The organism is Promicromonospora sp. NPDC050249 (genome assembly GCF_040656015.1).
Taxonomy (GTDB): Bacteria; Actinomycetota; Actinomycetes; order Actinomycetales; family Cellulomonadaceae; genus Promicromonospora.
In genome coordinates this window covers 110756-128671 of record NZ_JBFAKY010000013.1, presented here as the reverse complement: position 1 = coordinate 128671, position 17916 = coordinate 110756, and the positions used below count along the sequence as shown (strand labels likewise).

The 17916-nt window shown below is 71.4% G+C and carries 15 protein-coding genes; 9 read left to right on the top strand and 6 right to left on the bottom strand.

Annotated elements, in window-relative coordinates; translation table 11 throughout:
• Nucleotides 1-112: 112 nt before the first annotated feature.
• Nucleotides 113-514, bottom strand: a complete 402-nt coding sequence (locus AB0I32_RS13015; RefSeq protein WP_357506495.1) for a PaaI family thioesterase — start codon at nucleotides 512-514, stop codon at nucleotides 113-115.
• A gap of 75 nt (nucleotides 515-589) precedes the next feature.
• Between AB0I32_RS13015 and AB0I32_RS13010 the strand changes: the two genes are divergently transcribed.
• Nucleotides 590-1162, top strand: coding sequence for a TetR/AcrR family transcriptional regulator (locus tag AB0I32_RS13010; RefSeq protein ID WP_357506493.1), 573 nt, complete (start codon nucleotides 590-592; stop codon nucleotides 1160-1162).
• A 28-nt stretch (nucleotides 1163-1190) separates the two neighbouring features.
• Here AB0I32_RS13010 and AB0I32_RS13005 read toward each other — a convergent pair whose 3' ends face one another.
• The 3 genes from AB0I32_RS13005 to AB0I32_RS12995 all read right to left on the bottom strand — a co-directional run bounded on the left by AB0I32_RS13005 (nucleotide 1191) and on the right by AB0I32_RS12995 (nucleotide 3856).
• Complete coding sequence (locus AB0I32_RS13005) at nucleotides 1191-2303, bottom strand: DNA alkylation repair protein (protein WP_357506491.1); 1113 nt, start codon at nucleotides 2301-2303, stop codon at nucleotides 1191-1193.
• A 346-nt stretch (nucleotides 2304-2649) separates the two neighbouring features.
• Nucleotides 2650-3078 (bottom strand): organic hydroperoxide resistance protein, encoded by a 429-nt coding sequence (locus tag AB0I32_RS13000; protein WP_357506489.1) that lies wholly within the window; start codon nucleotides 3076-3078, stop codon nucleotides 2650-2652.
• Between the two features lie 187 nt (nucleotides 3079-3265).
• Nucleotides 3266-3856, bottom strand: coding sequence for a TetR/AcrR family transcriptional regulator (locus tag AB0I32_RS12995; RefSeq protein WP_357506487.1), 591 nt, complete (start codon nucleotides 3854-3856; stop codon nucleotides 3266-3268).
• Nucleotides 3857-4041: 185 nt separating this feature from the next.
• Between AB0I32_RS12995 and AB0I32_RS12990 the strand changes: the two genes are divergently transcribed.
• Together AB0I32_RS12990 and AB0I32_RS12985 are read left to right on the top strand one after the other, a co-directional pair.
• Nucleotides 4042-5661, top strand: a complete 1620-nt coding sequence (locus AB0I32_RS12990) for a hypothetical protein (RefSeq protein ID WP_357506485.1) — start codon at nucleotides 4042-4044, stop codon at nucleotides 5659-5661.
• Nucleotides 5662-5709: 48 nt separating this feature from the next.
• A complete protein-coding gene (locus tag AB0I32_RS12985) occupies nucleotides 5710-7272 on the top strand; it encodes a family 20 glycosylhydrolase (protein ID WP_357506483.1) in 1563 nt (520 codons plus the stop codon).
• A gap of 4 nt (nucleotides 7273-7276) precedes the next feature.
• Here AB0I32_RS12985 and rsmI read toward each other — a convergent pair whose 3' ends face one another.
• A complete protein-coding gene (gene rsmI / locus AB0I32_RS12980) occupies nucleotides 7277-8161 on the bottom strand; it encodes a 16S rRNA (cytidine(1402)-2'-O)-methyltransferase (protein WP_357506481.1) in 885 nt (294 codons plus the stop codon).
• 33 nt (nucleotides 8162-8194) lie between these two features.
• Between rsmI and AB0I32_RS12975 the strand changes: the two genes are divergently transcribed.
• Nucleotides 8195-9979, top strand: a complete 1785-nt coding sequence (locus tag AB0I32_RS12975; RefSeq protein WP_357506479.1) for a phospholipid carrier-dependent glycosyltransferase — start codon at nucleotides 8195-8197, stop codon at nucleotides 9977-9979.
• A gap of 24 nt (nucleotides 9980-10003) precedes the next feature.
• On the opposite strand, the gene AB0I32_RS12970 is transcribed toward AB0I32_RS12975, so the two are convergent.
• Complete coding sequence (locus AB0I32_RS12970; RefSeq protein WP_357506477.1) at nucleotides 10004-10600, bottom strand: isochorismatase family protein; 597 nt, start codon at nucleotides 10598-10600, stop codon at nucleotides 10004-10006.
• A gap of 144 nt (nucleotides 10601-10744) precedes the next feature.
• Here AB0I32_RS12970 and AB0I32_RS12965 point away from each other — a divergent pair, with 144 nt between their 5' ends.
• From AB0I32_RS12965 to AB0I32_RS12945, 5 genes are all read left to right on the top strand, one after another.
• On the top strand, nucleotides 10745-12001 hold the full coding sequence (locus AB0I32_RS12965) for a PQQ-dependent sugar dehydrogenase (RefSeq protein WP_357506475.1): 1257 nt from the start codon (nucleotides 10745-10747) through the stop codon (nucleotides 11999-12001).
• Between the two features lie 94 nt (nucleotides 12002-12095).
• Nucleotides 12096-13817, top strand: a complete 1722-nt coding sequence (metG, locus tag AB0I32_RS12960; RefSeq protein WP_357506473.1) for a methionine--tRNA ligase — start codon at nucleotides 12096-12098, stop codon at nucleotides 13815-13817.
• A 7-nt stretch (nucleotides 13818-13824) separates the two neighbouring features.
• Nucleotides 13825-14784: a TatD family hydrolase gene (locus tag AB0I32_RS12955; protein WP_357506471.1), complete on the top strand. Its 960-nt coding sequence runs from the start codon at nucleotides 13825-13827 to the stop codon at nucleotides 14782-14784.
• Between the two features lie 93 nt (nucleotides 14785-14877).
• The gene (locus tag AB0I32_RS12950; RefSeq protein WP_357506469.1) at nucleotides 14878-16047 is read left to right on the top strand and encodes a ubiquitin-like domain-containing protein; all 1170 of its coding nucleotides are present in this window, start codon (nucleotides 14878-14880) and stop codon (nucleotides 16045-16047) included.
• Between the two features lie 214 nt (nucleotides 16048-16261).
• Nucleotides 16262-17641, top strand: a complete 1380-nt coding sequence (locus AB0I32_RS12945) for a ubiquitin-like domain-containing protein (protein ID WP_357506467.1) — start codon at nucleotides 16262-16264, stop codon at nucleotides 17639-17641.
• The last annotated feature ends 275 nt before the right edge of the window (nucleotides 17642-17916 follow it).

Sequence of the window (17916 nt, the reverse complement as noted above, 5' to 3'; positions counted from 1 at the left end):
TCTCTCCCCCTGAAGGACATGCCGGTCCATGTGCTGTGCGGGAAACGCTAGTGCACGGTGATCGGGGAGGACAGGGTTCGGACATGGCTCGGATCGCCCGGACGCGGCTCGGCTACGTTCCCGCGTGGACCAGGCGCACGGTCTGGAGCACGTGCACGCACAGTGCGCCGGACTCGTCGGTCACCCGGACCTCGACGAGCACCTGGCGGCCGCTCGACCTGATCGGGGAGGCGGTGGCGATGGCCTGGCCCACCACGGGGCGCAGGAAGTGGGTGGTGGAGTCCACGGTCGCGGGCAGTGCTCCGGCCTCGCCGTTGGCAGCGGCGCAGACGGCGGCGGTGCCGTCGGCCAGCCCCATCAGCGCCCCGCCGTGCAGCCCGCCCCCTACCGTCGACAGGTCGTGCGTGAACGGCAACCGCCCGACGACGGCCTCCGGCGTGATCTGGTCGAGCTCGACACCGAGCGTCTTGACGAACGGCGCCGCCGCGTAGACCTCGTCAGCGGTCAGTGGCATGGTCTCCTCCGTGGGGTTGTAGAGGGAAGTCTCTAGAGACGGGACTCTAACGGGGTGCTGGAGTACGGTCAACGCATGCCTCGCGCGACCCATGACACCTCGGCGATCCTCGACGCGGCAGGCCGGATCCTCGGTGCGGACGGGCCGGCGAACGTCACGATGGCGGCGGTCATCCGTGAGGCCGGTGTGCCGAGCGGCTCTCTCTACTACCGGTTCCCCGACCGGCCGGCGCTCCTCGCCGCCCTCTGGAGCCGTGCGATAGCGAGCTACCACGGCGACGCATACCCCCTGTTCGAAGGGGACCCGGTCGAGGCGGCCGCCGCGCTCGCCGCCTACACCGTGCGGTGGTGCGAGGCCGAGCCGGCGCATGCGCACGTGCTGCTCGCGGGCCGCTCACGATTCGACCCGGAAGCTTGGCCCGAGGCGGCTCGTGAGACCGAGGCGGCGGAGAGCGCGCGCTGGAACGAGGCGATCCGAGGCTTGACGCGGCGGGTCCGCGCCACGACGTCGGTGACGACCACCGAGCTCCTGCTCGTCGTCGTCGACCTGCCCTACGCCGCCGTGCGGCGGTATCTGAGCGGTGGCAGGCCGATCCCGCCGGATCTCGCCGACGTGGTCACGGGGATCGTCCGGACCTCGTTGAGCTGACGCCCGCCACTGACCCCCGCGCTGCGGGTCAGACGCCGGCCGGCTGGTCCAGCTCGAACGGGGCCGGATCGGTGGCGACGCCGTTGACCTGGAGCGCGACGGCGTGCGGCCCCGGGTAGTAGCGGCGGGTCGTGATCGGCCGGAACGAGTGCTCACGGCTGAGCCGCACCTGCTCGCCCGGCGCGAGGGTGCGGGTGGTCAGCTTGAAGGTCTTGGCGGTCTGGGAGCCGTTGGCCTTCTGATGGTGGACGACGTAGTCGATGGACAGCCGGGCCTCCTCGGCGCCGACGTTGCGAACCTCCGCCGTGAACCGGAGCGTGCCGCCGAACGGCACGCGGTCGCCGTCGAGCACCGGACCGTCGATCTCGAGCGCGGCGGGGGCGAACCCGAGCAGCCCGAGGGCGCCCGGATCTCCGCGCTTGACCAGCGTGCGGAGCGCATGCCGGACGAGGCCCTGGGTCGTCGCGACGGGTTCGGCGAGCCAGCGCCCGGCCGTGGTGACGACCAGCTCGGGATGGTCACGGCTGAGGTCGTTGAGGTGGTTGGCGACGGAGCGGCGCACGTAGCCGCTCTCGTCCCGGTAGAGGGCGTCGAGGACGGGGACCGTCGCCCCGGGGCGCGCCAGCAGCTCCGGCACGCGCACCGCCCAGGGCAGGTACGGTCGCGTGCCCTCGCTAGCCAGCCTGCGCACGTCGACGTCGTCCGACCGGGCCCAGTCCGCGGCGATGCCGAGGGCGCGGTCCAGGTCGTGGCGCAGGAGGGTGCGGACCGCGAACTCCGCGGTGAGGCGCCCGGTGAGCTCGGCCAGCAGAGCCATCGCGTCGTCGAAGGCGGCGTCCGTCTCCTCCTCGACGGCCCTGACCGCCACGGCGCTCGTGACGGGCCAGATCAGCCAGCCGGTGAACGGCGTCGCGCCGTCGCGCGCCGCGCGGACCGTGCGGGCGAGGTCCGCGTATCCGCCCGGTAGGTCGGCCAGCAGCGCGTCGCGCAGGACGTCGGCCCGCTCGCGGAGCGAGAGCTCACCGAGCCGGCCGACCGTCGCGGGCAGTGCGTGCAGGGCGACGCCCGGTGCCGCCGCGGCCACGGCCTCGGTGAGGGTGGTGGCCGTGCGGTCACTGATGAGCTGGTCGGCGAACGGCATGCGGATCCTTCTCGACGAGGGCGGACGGGTCAGAGGCTCAGGCCACCATGGTGACCTGAGCCTCTGACACCGGCGCTCAAGCTCTACCTTCTGTCGCCTGAGCCTGCGGTTCCGCTTCGGGCGCGTGCCTCGTTCCTCGGCCCGCACCCTCCGCTGCACCTCCGACTCAAGCTCTACCTTCTGTCGCCTGAGCCTGCGGTTCCGCTTCGGGCGCGTGCCTCGTTCCTCGGCCCGCACCCTCCGCTGCACCTCCGGCTCAAGCTCTACCTTCTGTCGCCTGAGCCTGCGGTTCCGCTCCGGGCGCGTGCCTCGTTCCTCGGCCCGCACCCTCCGCTGCACCTCCGGCTCAGGCGACGGTCGTGTCGACCGTCACCGGGATGTTGCCGCGCGTGGCGTTCGAGTACGGGCACATGGCGTGCGCGCCCTCGACCAGCTTGTCGGCGGTCTCCTGGTCCACCCCGGAGACCTCGACGTGCAGCGCGGCGCTGAGGCCGTAGCCGCCACCGTCCAGGGGAGCGATACCAACCTCGGCGATCACCGCGGAGTCGTTGATCTTCACCTTGTGCGCGGCGGCCACGGACTTCAGCGCGCTGTGGAAGCACGCCGCCCAGCCGGCGGCGAACATCTGCTCCGGGTTGGTACCCCCGCCCGGGCCGCCCATCTCGGTCGGGATGGCCAGGTTGAGGTCCAGCACGCCGTCGTCGGACACGACCTGGCCTCCGCGGCGGCCGTCGCCGGTGGACGTCGCGACCGCTGTGTAGATGCTGTCAGCCATGTTGTGCTCCTTCTCGAGGCCGGTGCGCGTGCGGCGCCAACCATGTAGACGAACTAGTACGTCTACCGTAAGGGGTGAATGTGGCTCGGCACAAGTGGCGGCCCGAACGGGTTGGGGGGAGGGACGGCGCGAGCCCGCCGCCACGTGCGGTGGCGGCGGGCTCGCGCAGGTCGGAGCGGCGTGCGGTCTACGCGGGCGAACCGGCCCGGGCGGCGTCGACCACGGCGAAGATCGCGCGCTCCAGGGCGCTGCCCACCCGGGACGGGTCGTCGAGGTAGCCGGTGAGCATGGCGCCGTCGCGCAGCATCATCAGCTCGTCGGCCGCCTGCTCGGCGTCGGGCACGCCCAGCCGACCCGCCATCGTGGCGAAGGTCTCCCGGTACCAGGCGCGGTGCTCCGCGACGGTCTTCCGGACCGGGCTGTCCGGGTCGGCGTACTCGGCAGCCGCGTTGATGAACGAGCAGCCGCGGAAACCCGGGCGGCACGACTCGGTGCCGACGGCGTGGGCGAACCGGCGGAGGACCTCGGCGTCGTCGCCGACGGACGAGCGCATGCCGTCCAGCGCCTGGCGCTCCCAGGCCGCCTGCCGTTCGAGGTAAGCCACCACCAGCGTGTCCTTGGTACGAAAGTGGCGGTAGAACGTGACCTTCGTGATCCCGGCGCGCTCGATGATCTTGTCCGCGCTCACGGCACGGATCCCCTGCGAGTAGAACAGCTCGGTCGCCGCGTCGAGGATGCGGTCCCGGGTGGTCGGGCCGCCCGATGTGGTGGTGCTCATCGCGCCATCTGCTTCCGTGTTCGATTCCGGATGATCGGAAGGAACAGTCTACGCGGACGTGTACTGACCGGTTCGTCTACCTCACCCGTTCGTGTCTGACCTGTTCACCCGGCGGTCGGCGTGCGTTGGGTTCGCCGCCACCCCGGGGTTTCCACATCCCGCCGTCGTGGGGGAGAATGTGACCCGTGGTCATCCGGAACGCCCGATTCGTCCCGCACCACCGATCTGCGTCCGCTGCGGCTCTGCTCGCGGCAGCCGCCCTCGTCCTCGCCGGCTGCTCGGTGCCGACGGCCGAGGGCGTCGACGGCAGGACGGGGGAGAACTTTCAGGTCCGTGAACCGTCCGGGCCGGCACTCGTGCTCGACTCGACCGACCCCGCAGAGCTCGCGCTCACCGCGAGCCAGGCCTTCTTCCACGCGTCTCCCGTAGCCGTGTTCGCCTCGGCCGACGACGACGACGCGCGCTCGACCGCCGCGGCCACCGGAGCCGCCGTCACTGCCCCCGTGCTCCTCACCGACGGTGGTGTCTCGGACGACAACCTCGTCACGGAGCTCGAACGGCTCGGCGCGGGCACCGTCGTCGTCATCGGTGACGAGGCCGCGGTCGCCGCTGCCGGGGAGGCCACGGGCAAGGCGGAGGTGGTCCGGTTCGACCCGGGTGCGCTGAGCGCGGCCGCCGAGGCCGCTGCCTCCGCGGGCCGTGGCGGCGGAGGCGACAAGAAGCAGAACGTGACCAAGGTCGAGATGCCCACCGCCGACCGCCTCGACGCCGGCAAGGTGGACGGGCTCCGCTCGGAGATCCCGGACGTCTCGGACCCGGAGCTGCTGCAGGAGATCCTCGTGGCGGTGGACCCGAAGCTCGGGCAGGAGGCGGCGATCGGCACGGCACTCGCCGCAGGCGCCGTCCCGGTGGTGGTCCCTGGCGGCAGTGTCGTCGCCGGGCCGGAGACCGTCGAGACCATCCGTACCCTCCAGCCGCTCGGCGTGGTCGGGATCGGCGGCGGGTTCGGCTCGGCCGACGACCTGGGCTGGCAGGTGGCCGTGGCGACGTCCGGCGCGACGCTGCCGGACGGCGCACTCCGGCTGTTCCCCGGCCGGTACATATCGACGTCGTACACCGTGCCCGCCGGGTCCACCGACCCGGCCGCCGACGTTGCCGGCGCCGTGGCCACAGCCACTGCCAACGGCGAGTTGCTGGGCGGCTCGCCGCTGGTCACCGTCACCGCGAGCCTGCGATCCGCCGCGGCGGGGGAGGACGGCGACTACGTCGACGAGCAGCCGCTGGAGCTGCTCGCACCGACGGTCGACGCGATCCGCGCGGCAGGCCAGCTCGTGCTGCTCGACGTCGCGCCCGGCAACAAGCCGCTGGCAGCGAAGCTCAAGGAGATCGAGCCGCTGCTGACCAAGCCGGGCGTCGGCCTGTCGGTGCACCCGGAGTTCCGGGAGGCCGGCAACGGCGCGGAGGCCGGCGCGGTGCCCGTCGCGGAGCTGCAGGCGGTGGTCGACCGGCTCGCCGAGATCGCGACGGCGCGCGGCCTGCCGCAGATCATGCTGGAGGTGCACCAGTCCACGGCGGCGTCCGTGGTGGACCGGGCGGCTCTGCGGGTCCCGCCGCAGGTGGCCGTGGTCTTCACCGCCGCGGGTCCGGGCGAGGGGCAGGCCACGGCGGACGGCGTGTGGGCCGATGTCTCCGGCGGCATCCCCGCCGGCACCTTCCTGGGCTGGTCCGCTCCCAGCGCGGTCCCGGCCGACCCCACCAGCATCATGCCCACCGAACCGCTCCTGGGTCTGGTCTCCGCCGGCTGAACCTGCGAAACTGCGGGCAACCATCAGAGCGAAGGGGCCCTAACAATCGTGACCACCGTGAGCAGCGGCGCGGGCATCGTCGCCGACGCCGTCATCCCAGCACCTGTCGAGCTCGAGCCGGCCGAGGGGGTGCTGGACCTCACGACGGTCACCGTCCGCGCGGCTGACGGCACTGTCGCGGGCCTCGCGGGCGAGCTTCTCGCCGCCGCGGGCGCCCTGGTGGTGCCGGACGGCGGGGTGCCGGTCACCCTCACGCCGGATCCCGCGGCGGGCCCCGCCGGCTCCGGCAACCCCGAGCGTTACACGCTGACCGTGACCACCGACGGCGTGACCGTCGCGGCGCCCGAGCGGAGCGGCCTGCTGCACGGTGTGCGCACCCTGCGGCAGCTGGTCAACGCCGGCCGCCGGGAGGCCGGCGGGCCGCTCGAGGTGGGCGCCGTCGTCGTGCGGGACGAGCCGCGGTACGCGTGGCGCGGGCTGTCGCTGGACGTGGTGCGGCACTGGTTCGGGCCGGCGGACCTGCGCGCCGTCGTGGACCTCGTCGGGTCGTACAAGATGAACCGGCTGCACCTGCACCTGACCGACGACCAGGGCTGGCGGCTGGAGATCCCGTCCCGGCCCGCGCTGACGGAGAAGTCGTCGCAGGGTGCGGTGTCGGGCGCGACGGGCGGGTTCCTCACCGCGCAGGAGTACCGCGAGCTGCAGGAGTACGCGGCCGAGCGGGAGATCGTCGTGGTGCCGGAGATCGACGTCCCCGGGCACGTCAACGCGGCGACCCACGCCTACGGCGAGCTCATGCCCTCCGGCGAGCCGACCGACACCTACGACGGGATCGAGGTCGGCTTCTCGAAGCTGCACATCGACCTGCCGGCCACCGAGCCGTTCCTGCGGGACGTGTTCACCGACGTCGCGCGGATGACGCTGGGGCCGTGGGTGCACTTCGGCGGCGACGAGGTGCTGGTGATGCAGCCGGAGGAGTTCGGCCGGTTCGTGGTGCTGTGCCAGGACGTCATCGCGGGTGCGGGCAAGACGCCCGTCGCGTGGCAGGAGGCAGCGGGCTCCGCGCACGGTGACCAGGCGGCGGTCGCGGCGCTGGCGGGTGACGCCGCGACGTCGGGCGCTGATGCCGGGGTGGCGGACGGCGAGTCGCCCGCGCTGGTCCGGCCCGGCACGGTGCTGCAGTACTGGGACACCCGGCCGGACCCCGCGCCGTTCGTGCGCGCCGCACAGGCTGGTGCGAAGTTCGTGATGTCCCCGGCCGACCGGGCCTACCTCGACATGAAGTACACGCCGGAGCATCCGCTGGGCCAGGCCTGGGCGGCGTTCGTCGAGCTGCACGACTCCTACGACTGGGATCCGGCGGCCCTGATCGACGGCCTGCCCGAGTCGGCAATCGAGGGGGTCTCGGCCGCCGTCTGGACCGAGACCCTGGTGAGCCGCGACGACCTGTTCTCGATGCTGCTGCCCCGGCTCGCGGCGGTGGCCGAGACCGCCTGGTCGCAGCCGGAGGCGAAGGACTGGGAGTCGTTCCGTGCCCGTGTAGCGGTAGAGGCGGCCACCTGGCGCCGCGAGAACGCGGCCTACCACCCAACCCCCCAGATCGACTGGTGACGCTCTACTTCGCGGGCTTGGCGGGGCGGGCCGTCAGGGCGGCCGCGTAGAGGTCCCGCTTCGGGACGCCAGCCGTCTCCGCCACCTCGGCCACCGCCGCCTTGAGGCGTTCACCCGCTGCGACCCGCTCCAGGACCTCGCCAACGATCTCCTCCGCGCTGACCTGTACCGCGGGGGCGCCGCTGACCACCACGCAGATCTCGCCGCGGAGCTGCTCCGCCGCCGCCCGCTCGGCGAGGTCCGCCAGCGGGCCGCGCAGCACCTCCTCGTAGGTCTTGGTGAGCTCACGCGCGACGGCGGCGGGCCGGGTCTCCCCGAACGCGACGGCCATGGCGGCCAGCGTCTCCGCGATCCGGTGCGGCGCCTCGAAGAACACCATGGTGCGCGGCTCGGTGGCCAGGGCGCCGAGCGTCCGGGCGCGGTCGCCGGCCTTGCGCGGCAGGAAGCCCTCGAAGGTGAAGCGGTCGGTCGGCATGCCGGAGAGCGCAAGAGCCGTCAGCACCGCGCTCGGCCCGGGGGCCGCGGTGACGCGCAGGTCGCGCTCGATGGCGCGCTCCACGATCCGGTATCCCGGGTCCGAGACGGAGGGCATCCCGGCGTCGGTCACGACCACCACGGTGCCGCCCCCTGCGACCACGTCGAGCAGCTCGTCGGCCCGTGCGGTCTCGTTGTGCTCGTGGTAGCTGGTCACCCGGCCGCGCACCTCGACCCCGAGGCGGCCGACCAGCCCGTGCAGACGGCGGGTGTCCTCCGCTGCCACGACGTCGGCCTGGGCCAGCAGGCGGATCAGCCGCGGTGAGGCGTCTTCCGTGTTGCCGATCGGCGTGGCGGCAAGGACGAGGGAGCCGGCCTCGGGCGCGGGCCCGGGAACCAGGGACGGTTCGGTCATGAACCACAGGGTCCCACGCTCTATGCTGGCCCGGTGTCTCAGCAGCCTGACGCCACAGGAGCGCATTTCGCCGCAACGGAGCAGGCTCTGCCCGGAACGTACGGCGCGCACATGCGCCGGGAAGCCGTCGCCGGCCACATGACGCGCACCGGGTCGTTCCCCGCCGTCGGACAGCGGCCCGCGGAGCCCGAACCCCCCGTGCGCGACCGACTCCTGCGCGATCTGCTGGGCGAGCGCCGCCTCGCGCTCGGGCGGAGCGCCACCGACCGGTTCTGGGGCGTGCTCGGCGCGCTCGTCGTGACGGCGATCGCCGCCGGAGCGCGGCTGTGGGAGCTCGGGCGCCCCGGCAAGCTGGTCTTCGACGAGACCTACTACGTCAAGGAGGGCTGGTCGCTGGCCAGCCTCGGCTTCGAGGCGGCGTGGCCCGACGAGCCGAACCCGGCGTTCGAGGCGGGCGACGTCAGCTCGTACAAGACCGACGAGGCCGAGTACGTGGTCCATCCACCGGTCGGCAAGTGGATGATCGCCATCGGGATGCGCCTCATGGGCGGGGCGCAGGACCCCATGCACTGGCGCATCGCCAGCGCCGTGATCGGCATCCTGGCCGTGCTGCTGATGGTGCGGATCGCCCGGCGCATGTTCTCGTCCACCCTGCTCGGTCTGGTCGCGGGCCTGCTGCTCGCGGTCGACGGCGAGGCGATAGTGCACTCGCGCACGGGCCTGCTGGACCAGTTCCTCATGTTCTGGGTCCTCGTCGCGTTCGGCTGCCTGGTGCTGGACCGGGAGTGGGCCCGACGGCGGCTCGCCGACCGCGTGGCGCACATCGTCGACGCGGGCGGGGCGATCGGCAAGTACGGTCCGCGGCTCGGCTTCCGCGGCTGGCGGTTCGCCGCCGCGGTGTCGCTGGGCCTCGCGTGCGGCGTCAAGTGGTCGGGCCTGTACTTCGTGGCGGCGTTCTGCATCCTCACCGTCGTCTGGGACATGACGGCACGCCGCGCCGCGGGCGTCGAGCGCTGGTGGGAGGACGCGCTGGTGGTCGACGCCGTCCCGGCCGCCCTGATCATGTTGCCCACCGTGGTCGCCGTCTACATCGCGTCCTGGTCCGCGTGGTTCGCCCACCCGAAGTCGTACCTGCGCAACTGGGCCGAGGTGAACGGCGTCGTGCCGCCGACCTGGTGGCCCGACTGGGGCTGGGCGCAGGGCGCCTGGGAGGCCGGGCGGTCGCTGTGGGAGTACCACCACATGATGTGGGACTTCCACACGGGCCTGGACTCGGACCACAACTACGCGTCGCACCCGCTGGGCTGGATAGTGCAGTGGCGTCCGACGTCGTTCTACTGGGACAAGTACACGCCGGGCCAGGGTCCTTGCCCCGCCGACGCCGTGAGCGACTGCGCGACCGCTGTGACGTCGCTCGGCAACCCGCTGCTGTGGTGGCTGGGCGCGGTGGCGATCCCCATCGTGCTGGTGCTCGCCATCCGGTTCCGCGACTGGCGCGGCGCCGCCGCCCTGACGGGGATCGCCGCGGGCTGGCTGCCCTGGTTCCAGTACTCGTGGCCGCTGGCCGACCGGACCATCTTCACGTTCTACACGATCGTGTTCACGCCGTTCGTGATCCTGACCCTGGTGTCTCTGCTGGCCATAGGGATCGAACGGACCTCGCGCAGGAGCGGTGACCGGCGCATAGTGTGCTGGCTCGCGGGCGTGGTGGTGCTGCTGATCGTGGGTGTGAGCGTGCTCTACTACCCGATCTGGACGGCGATGCCGGTGCCCTACGACTACTGGCAGCGGCTCATGGTGCTACCGAGCTGGATCTGACCCTTTCGCTGGTCGAGAGCGAGGTCAGACGGCGGACGAGTCGCGCAGGTCCACGCCCGCGGCCGTCAGCTCCCTCTCCGCGACCTCGCCCTGCGCCTCGGACACGGGGATCGTCAGGTCGGTCAGCACCCGGGCCGCCAGGCCCGCGCGGCGGGCGTCGAGCGCTGTGTGCTTCACGCAGTGCGACTCCACGAGACCCACGACGTCGACGGCGGTGATACCGGCGTCCTCCAGGACCGTCGCGAGGGTGCGGCCGTGCTCGTCCGCGCCCTCGAAGCCCGAGTATCCGTGCGAGTACTGGCCCTTCTTGAGCCGGACGTCCGGGTCGAGGTCGGCCAGCGCGGGATGCAGCTCGGCGTTGGGCGTTCCGGCGATGCCGTGGGGCGGCCAGGAGTCGACGAAGTCGGGAGTGTCGCTGAAGTGTTCGCCCGGGTCGATGTGCCAGTCCTGCGTGGTCACCACGGTGGCGTACCGGTCGCGGTGGGCCGCGGTGTAGGCAGCGACGCGGTGCGCTATCTCGTTCGCACCCTCGGTGGCCAGCTCGCCACCCTCGCAGAACGTGGGCTGGACGTCGACGACAACGAGGGCCCGCCGTACGGGCTCGGACTCGGTGAGGCTCATGCTCCTACTCTGCCACCGCGGCGGGATGCCGGTTTCCGACCGTCCAGCCCAACACACTGCACGCGACACACCGATGATGGGAGGCAGTGTGGAGGGGTCGCAAAAATTCCGACCGGCCGCATCCGCTGGGTGCTTGGATGAAGCATGGATTCCATCACCTCCAGACTGCGGCGCCCGGGTACTGCCATCGCTGGGTCGGCGGGTGTGGCCCTGCTGCTCCTCGGCTGCACTGGTTCGCCGGGGCTGGGCGTCGTGTCGCCGAGCCCGACCGCCTCGGTGCCCTCTGCGGCGTCGGGCTCGGCGTCTGGCGACGACCCCTGGGACGGGCAGGTGACTGCCGACGTCGAGGTGGTCATGCAGGAGCTCCCGGTCCCGTGGGGCTTGGCCCCGCTGCCGGACGACAGCTTCCTCGTCACGATGCGGGACTCCGCCATGCTCGCGAGGGTCCACCCGAGCGGTGGTGCCGACCCGAACGGTGGTGTCGAGTACCTCGCCTGGTCGAGCGGAGCGCAGGAGCTCGCCGACCAGACCGTGGCCGACGGCGAGGGCGGGCTCCTGGGCGTGACCGTGGACCCGGAGGACGCCGGTCCCGTGATCACGATCTTCCTGTACCGCACGGGGGAGACGGACAACGCCGTGCTACGGGCCGAGCTGGACCTCGACAGCGGAGTCCTGCGCGACCTCACGACCGTCCTCGACGGCATCCCCAAGGCCTCGAACCACAACGGCGGCCGAATAGCGTTCGGGCCGGACGGCTACCTGTACGTCGCGACGGGCGACGCCGGTGACCCCGCCAACGCGCAGGACCCGGAGTCGCTGGCCGGCAAGATCCTGCGCATCACGCCCGACGGTGAGCCGGCGCCCGGCAACCCGGATGCGGGCTCGCCGGTGTGGTCGATGGGCCACCGCAACGTGCAGGGCCTCGGCTGGGATCCCAGCGGGCGGATGTTCGCCGGTGAGTTCGGCCAGGACGAGCTCGACGAGCTGAACGTCATAGAACCCGGCGGCAACTACGGCTGGCCCGAGGTCGAGGGGCCGGGCGACGAGGCCGGGTTCATCGACCCGGTGGCCTGGTGGCCCACATCGGAGGCGTCGCCGTCGGGCATCGCCGTCACCGAGGAGGCCGTGTACCTGGCTTCCCTGCGGGGCGAGCGCCTGTGGCGCGTGCCGCTGCTCGGGGAGGCGTCGGCGGTGGCGGACGGCGAGAGCCCCGGGTTCGGGGAGCCGCAGGCGCTGCTGGAGGGAGAGTTCGGCCGGCTCAGGGCGGTGCACGCGGGGCCGGACGGTGAGCTCTACGTGCTGACGAACAACACCGACGGCAGGGGCGAGCCGACGACGACGGAGGACGGCCGGCTGGTCGACGACCGGATGCTGCGGGTCACGCTGACGCCGGCCGAGTGATCCAGGAACCACAGCCACCGGCGTATTCCGCTGGGCCCGTGGCCCTAGGATTGGAGAGCAGTTTTCCCGTCCTTACGAATTGGAGCATCCAGCGATGGCTCGCCACCTTGTCACCAGTGCGCTTCCGTACATCAACGGCATCAAGCACCTGGGGAACATGGTCGGGTCGATGCTCCCGGCCGACGTCTACGCGCGGTACCTGCGGCAACGCGGCCACGAGGTGCTGTACATCTGCGCCACGGACGAGCACGGCACGCCCGCGGAGCTCGCCGCCGCGAAGGCCGGCCAGCCCGTCGCCGAGTTCTGCGCCGGGGCGCACGAGACGCAGAAGGAGATCTACGACGGCTTCGGCCTGACGTTCGACTACTTCGGCCGCAGCTCGTCGCCGCAGAACGCCGAGATCACACAGCACTTCGCCCGGCGCCTGCACGAGAACGGGTTCATCGAGGAGCGCGCCATCCGGCAGGTGTACTCGCCGGTCGACGGCCGGTTCCTGCCCGACCGCTACGTCGAGGGCACGTGCCCCCACTGCGGCTACGACAAGGCGCGCGGCGACCAGTGCGAGAACTGCACGCGCGTGCTGGACCCGACCGACCTGATCAACCCCCGCTCGGCGATCAGCGGCTCCACCGATCTCGAGGTGCGCGAGACGACGCACCTGTTCCTGCTCCAGTCGAAGCTGCAGGGCGAGGTCGAGGCGTGGATCGACGAGAACAGCAAGGAGTGGCCGCTGCTCTCGACGTCGATCGCGCGCAAGTGGCTCGCCGAGGGCCTGCACGACCGCGCGATCACGCGTGACCTGGAGTGGGGCGTCCCGGTCCCGGCCGACACCTGGCCGGACCTCGCCGCCGACGGCAAGGTCTTCTACGTCTGGTTCGACGCCCCGATCGAGTACATCGGCGCCACCAAGGAGTGGGCGGACGCCGCCGCCGACGGCGAGACCCGGGACTGGAAGTCCTGGTGGTACGAGGCCGCCGACGTCCGCTACACGCAGTTCATGGCCAAGGACAACGTCCCGTTCCACACGGTGATGTTCCCGGCGACGCAGCTCGGCGTCCGCGAGCCGTGGAAGATGGTCGACTACGTCAAGGGCTTCAGCTGGCTGACGTACTACGGCGGCAAGTTCTCGACGTCGCAGCAGCGCGGTGTGTTCACCGACGCCGCCCTGGAGATCCTGCCGGCCGACTACTGGCGGTACTTCCTGATCGCGAACGCGCCGGAGTCCGACGACTCCTCGTTCACGTGGGAGCACTTCGCCGGGACGGTGAACAAGGACCTGGCTGACACGCTCGGCAACTTCGTGAACCGGGTACTGACGTTCTCCGCCAAGCGGTTCGGGAACACCGTCCCTACCGGCGGCGAGCCGGGCGAGGCCGAGGCGAAGCTCGGGGCAGAGGTCACGCGCCTCCTGACCGAGCTCGAGGAGAACATGGAGGCCCTGCAGTACCGCAAGGCCGCCAACGCCCTGCGAGCGCTCTGGTCGGCCGGCAACGCGTACCTCGTCGAGAAGGAGCCGTGGAAGCAGGTCAAGACGGATGAGGCCGCCGCCGCCGTGACCCTGCGTACCGCGATGAACCTGATCCACCTGTACGCCGTGGTCTCCGAGCCGTTCATCCCGGCGAGTGCGGCGACGCTGCGCGGGGTCTTCGATCTCGCCGACGACACCGCGACCTGGGTGACCCCCGAGGCGGCGGCCGCGCTCTCCGCTGTGCCCGCCGGCGCGAGCTTCACGGTGCCCCCGGTGCTGTTCGCCAAGATCAGCGACGAGGACCTGGAGGGCTACCGCGAGCGGTTCGGCGCGGGGACGGTGGACTGACCCGAAGATGGCGAAGCGCACGCGGGAGCGCGGATTTCCGGCAGATCCGGAGCCGCTGCCCGTACCTGTCGTGGACAACCACACCCACCTCGACCACATCGGTGCCGTCCTCGCCCAGGCAGCACCCGACGGCGAGCCGACGGACCAGGCCTGGCCGCCGACCGTTACCGACCACCTGGCCCGCGCGGCGCGTGCCGGCGTGGACCGGGTGGTCCAGGTGGGCTGCGACCTCCCCTCGGCCCGCTGGACGGTAGACCTCCTGACCTCGTTGAGTGCCAGCACTCAACAGGCCAGGGTGGTGGGCGCGCTCGCCATTCATCCGAACGAGGCGACCCTGCACGCCGGGGTGCTCGAGGTGGGGCCGGACGGGCTGGCTCCCGAGGTCGAGGAGCACCATGCGGTGAGCCTCGACGACGCGATCGCGGAGATCGCCGACCTGGCCAAGGGCGACCGCGGCATCCGGGCCATCGGCGAGACGGGCATGGACCTGTTCCGCACGGGGCCGCGTGGCGAGCAGGCTCAGCGGGCGAGCTTCCGCGCGCACATCGCCCTGGCCAAGGAGCTGGGCCTGGCACTGCAGATCCACGACCGGGACGCGCACGCCCAGGTCATCGAGGTCCTGCTGGCAGACGGCGCCCCCGAGCGCACCGTCTTCCACTGCTTCAGCGGCGACGCGGAGATGGCCCGCGTCTGCGCCGAGAACGGCTGGTACCTCTCGTTCGCCGGACCGGTCACGTTCAAGGCGAACCAGTACCTGCGGGACGCCCTGTCGGCAGCGCCGCGGGAGCTGATCCTGCTGGAGACCGACGCTCCCTACCTCACGCCGCACCCGTTCCGGGGGCAGCCGAACGCGCCCTTCGCCGCGGCCCACACGGTCCGGGCGATGGCGGCCCACCTCGAAGAGGATCTCGGTACGTTGTGCACCGACATCACCGCGAACTCGGAACGCGTCTACGGCAATTGGTGAGAATGGCGCGTTGAGGCGAAGAATTCGGCATTTCATTTCACGGCCGCACGGCTTTTCCCGGAGAGATTGTTCCGTTACGGTCTGGTGCTCGTGGTGAGGTACGCACGGCCGTGGCTCGCGAGCAGAGCGGCCCGCTGGGTGGTCCGTGGCGCCGTCGTCGGCACGCTCGCCGCTGTGACCGGTGTCTACGTCCTCAACGCGAACGTCCTGACCATCGACTACAACGGCGAGCTCCATACCGTGGGCGTCTACGGGGACACGGTCGGTGAGGCCCTCGCGTCGCAGCACATCGAGCTCGGGCGGGACGACGTCGTGCAGCCGGCGGCCACCTCCGGCGTCGCGCAGGGCGGCACCGTGGTGGTCCGGACCAGCCGCGAGGTGACCGTCGAGCTCGACGGTCAGGTCATGACGCTCCGCACCACCGCAGGGACCGTCGGCGAGCTGCTGGCGGCGCTGGGGCCGCGCGGCGACGGTGCGCTCGCCACCGCCTCCCGTACCACGCGGCTGGACCGCGACCCGGTCCGGTTCTCCACGGTCAAGCAGGTCAACATCGCCGTGGACGGCTCGGTGCTCGAGTTCCACACCACACAGTCGACGGTGCGTGGCCTGTTCAGCGAGGCGGGTATCGCGCTGGCCGACGCCGACGTCACCTCCGTACCGCTCGACGCCGCGGCGGTGGACGGGATGGTCGTCATGGTCAGCCGCGACGCCTCGTCGTCGCGCACGGTGACCGAGGTGCTCCCGTTCGAGACCGAGACGATCGAGGATCCGAGCCTTCCCGAAGGCTACGAGTCGATCCGTACAGCGGGTGTGGCCGGCGAGGTCAAGGTGACGTATGCGGTGAAGACCGTGGGCGGGGCCGTCGTCGAACGCACCGAGGTGGGGCGCAAGGTCACCCGGAAGCCGGTGAACGAGGAGGTGGTGGTGGGGACCATGGATGTAGCCACCGCCCCCGTGGACCCTGGTTCCGCCCGGGCACTGGGTCAGGCGATGGCGGCCGAGCGCGGCTGGGGCGCCGACGAGTTCTCGTGCCTGGACCAGCTCTGGGAGAAGGAGAGCGGCTGGCGCTGGAACGCCGACAACCCGAGCAGCAGCGCGTACGGCATCGCGCAGGCGAACCCGGGCTCCAAGATGGCCACGGTCGGCAGCGACTGGCTGACGAACCCGGCGACCCAGATCGAGTGGGGCCTCGGTTACATATCCGGGCGTTACGGAACACCGTGCGGCGCGTGGGCGCACTCGGTGGAGATCGGTTGGTACTGATCCACGTTCTCCCCAAACGACATTTGGGATTTCACTTGGCTTTTCGGACCATTTGCTGAACATATTGCCGCTTTCGGCTTGCATTTGGTAACGGCGGAGTTACGGTCTCAGGGACCGCCGGATCGGTCGGCCGGGCTCGTGCCTCGCGCGGGAGCTGCGTGGGAGGCGCGCCGTCCCGTCTTCCGTGCCCGGACCGCTCGAGGACTGGACTCGCGTGACATCTCCGCATCCGGCTCAGGGCAGCCCCGGACAACAGTTCACCCCTTCTGAGGCCGACGGCGACGCCGGCGTCACCGATCTGTTCGACGCGCCTTTCTCCGACTCGCCTTTCTTCGGTTCGGCGCAATTCGGTCCGGCGCCGCCGGTGGACGAGGTCTTTCCCGCGGGGATGACCGTCGCGGACATCGCGAGCACCCGCTCCGAGGTGATGGACAGTCTTCCGCCCGGCCACCCGTCCGGCCCGATGCCGGTCGTGGCGAAGGACGGGGCAACGCTCGCGACGGCTCCACCGCCCCCACCACCACCGCCCGTTCCGGGGCCGCCCCGGCGTCGCCGCGGTGTGGTGGTCCTCGTGAGCCTCGTCGCCGTCGCCCTGGTCGGTGCCGGTGGTGCCGCGGTCTACGGGGCGGCCAACAAGACCGTCACGCTCGACGTCGACGGACGGGTCACCTCTGTCGAGACCTTCGAGGGCGACGTCGCCGACCTGCTGACCGCCCAGGGTGTCGAGGTCACCGGCCGGGACGCCGTGACGCCCGGTCCCGACGCCGCGCTGCGCGACGGCGGCACGGTGGTCGTCCGCTACGGCCACAAGGTCACCCTGTGGGCCGACGGCGGACGACGGACCGCGTGGGTCACGGCGCTCGACGCCGACCAGGCGCTGACCCAGCTCTCGGAAGGGGGCGGCAAGGTGGTCCTGGTCCCGACGCGGGTCGAAGGCCGTATGACGCTCCCGATGCGGCTCGACGTCGACGGCCCCGTGCACCTGGAGATCGGCGGGGAGGTGCGGCGGGTGGCCGACGGCTCCGTGCGGCTCGACGAGCTGCTCGCGGCCCAGAACGCTGCCGTCGACACGGACGACCGGGTATCCGTCGCGCACCGGGAGGTGCGCGGACAGAGCGAGCCGGTGCTGACCGTCGTGGTCAAGGAGGTCAAGGCGACGATCGAGGAGGTCGTCAGCACGATTCCGTTCAAGACGGTGACGGCGACCGACCCGGGCCACTACGCGGACCTGGGTCCGTACCTGGCGTCCGAAGGCGCCGACGGCAAGCGGGTGACGTCCTGGGACGTCACCCGGATCGACGGCGAAGTGGTGAGCAAGGAGAAGCTGAACAGCTGGGTCGCGCGGGCACCCGTGGACAAGGTGATCGTGTACGGCACCAAGGAGCGCCCCAAGCCCAAGCCGGAACCGAAGCCCAAGTCGAAGTCGGAGTCGAAGGCCGACTCGAAGGCCGACTCGAAGGCCGACTCGAAGGCCGACTCGAAGACGGACTCGAAGACGGACTCGAAGGCGAAGCCCGGCTCGGAGTCCGAGCCGAAGCCCGAACCCGAGCAGGATCCCGAACCGAAGCCGGATTCGAAGCCTGATTCCGACTAGCGGACGGAGAGGCTGCGGAGGCCATGGGGCGACCGCCGTGTCGGTGCCTCCCGCGGCCTCCGCGCCTGTCCTGGCCTGCGGAGATCCTTCGTCCGCCCGGCCCCGGCCCTTCCCGTAGGCCCCGATCGGGGCCTTCCAAGAGTTGGACGCTTGTCCTGGACGAGTGACTGACAACACAGTTGCAACCCACGAAGATGGTTGGCCGAGCGGTAACAAATCAGTTACTTTCGGTTGTCCTCGCTGGCGCGGGGGTGTCACGTGGTGTAGACCACGGC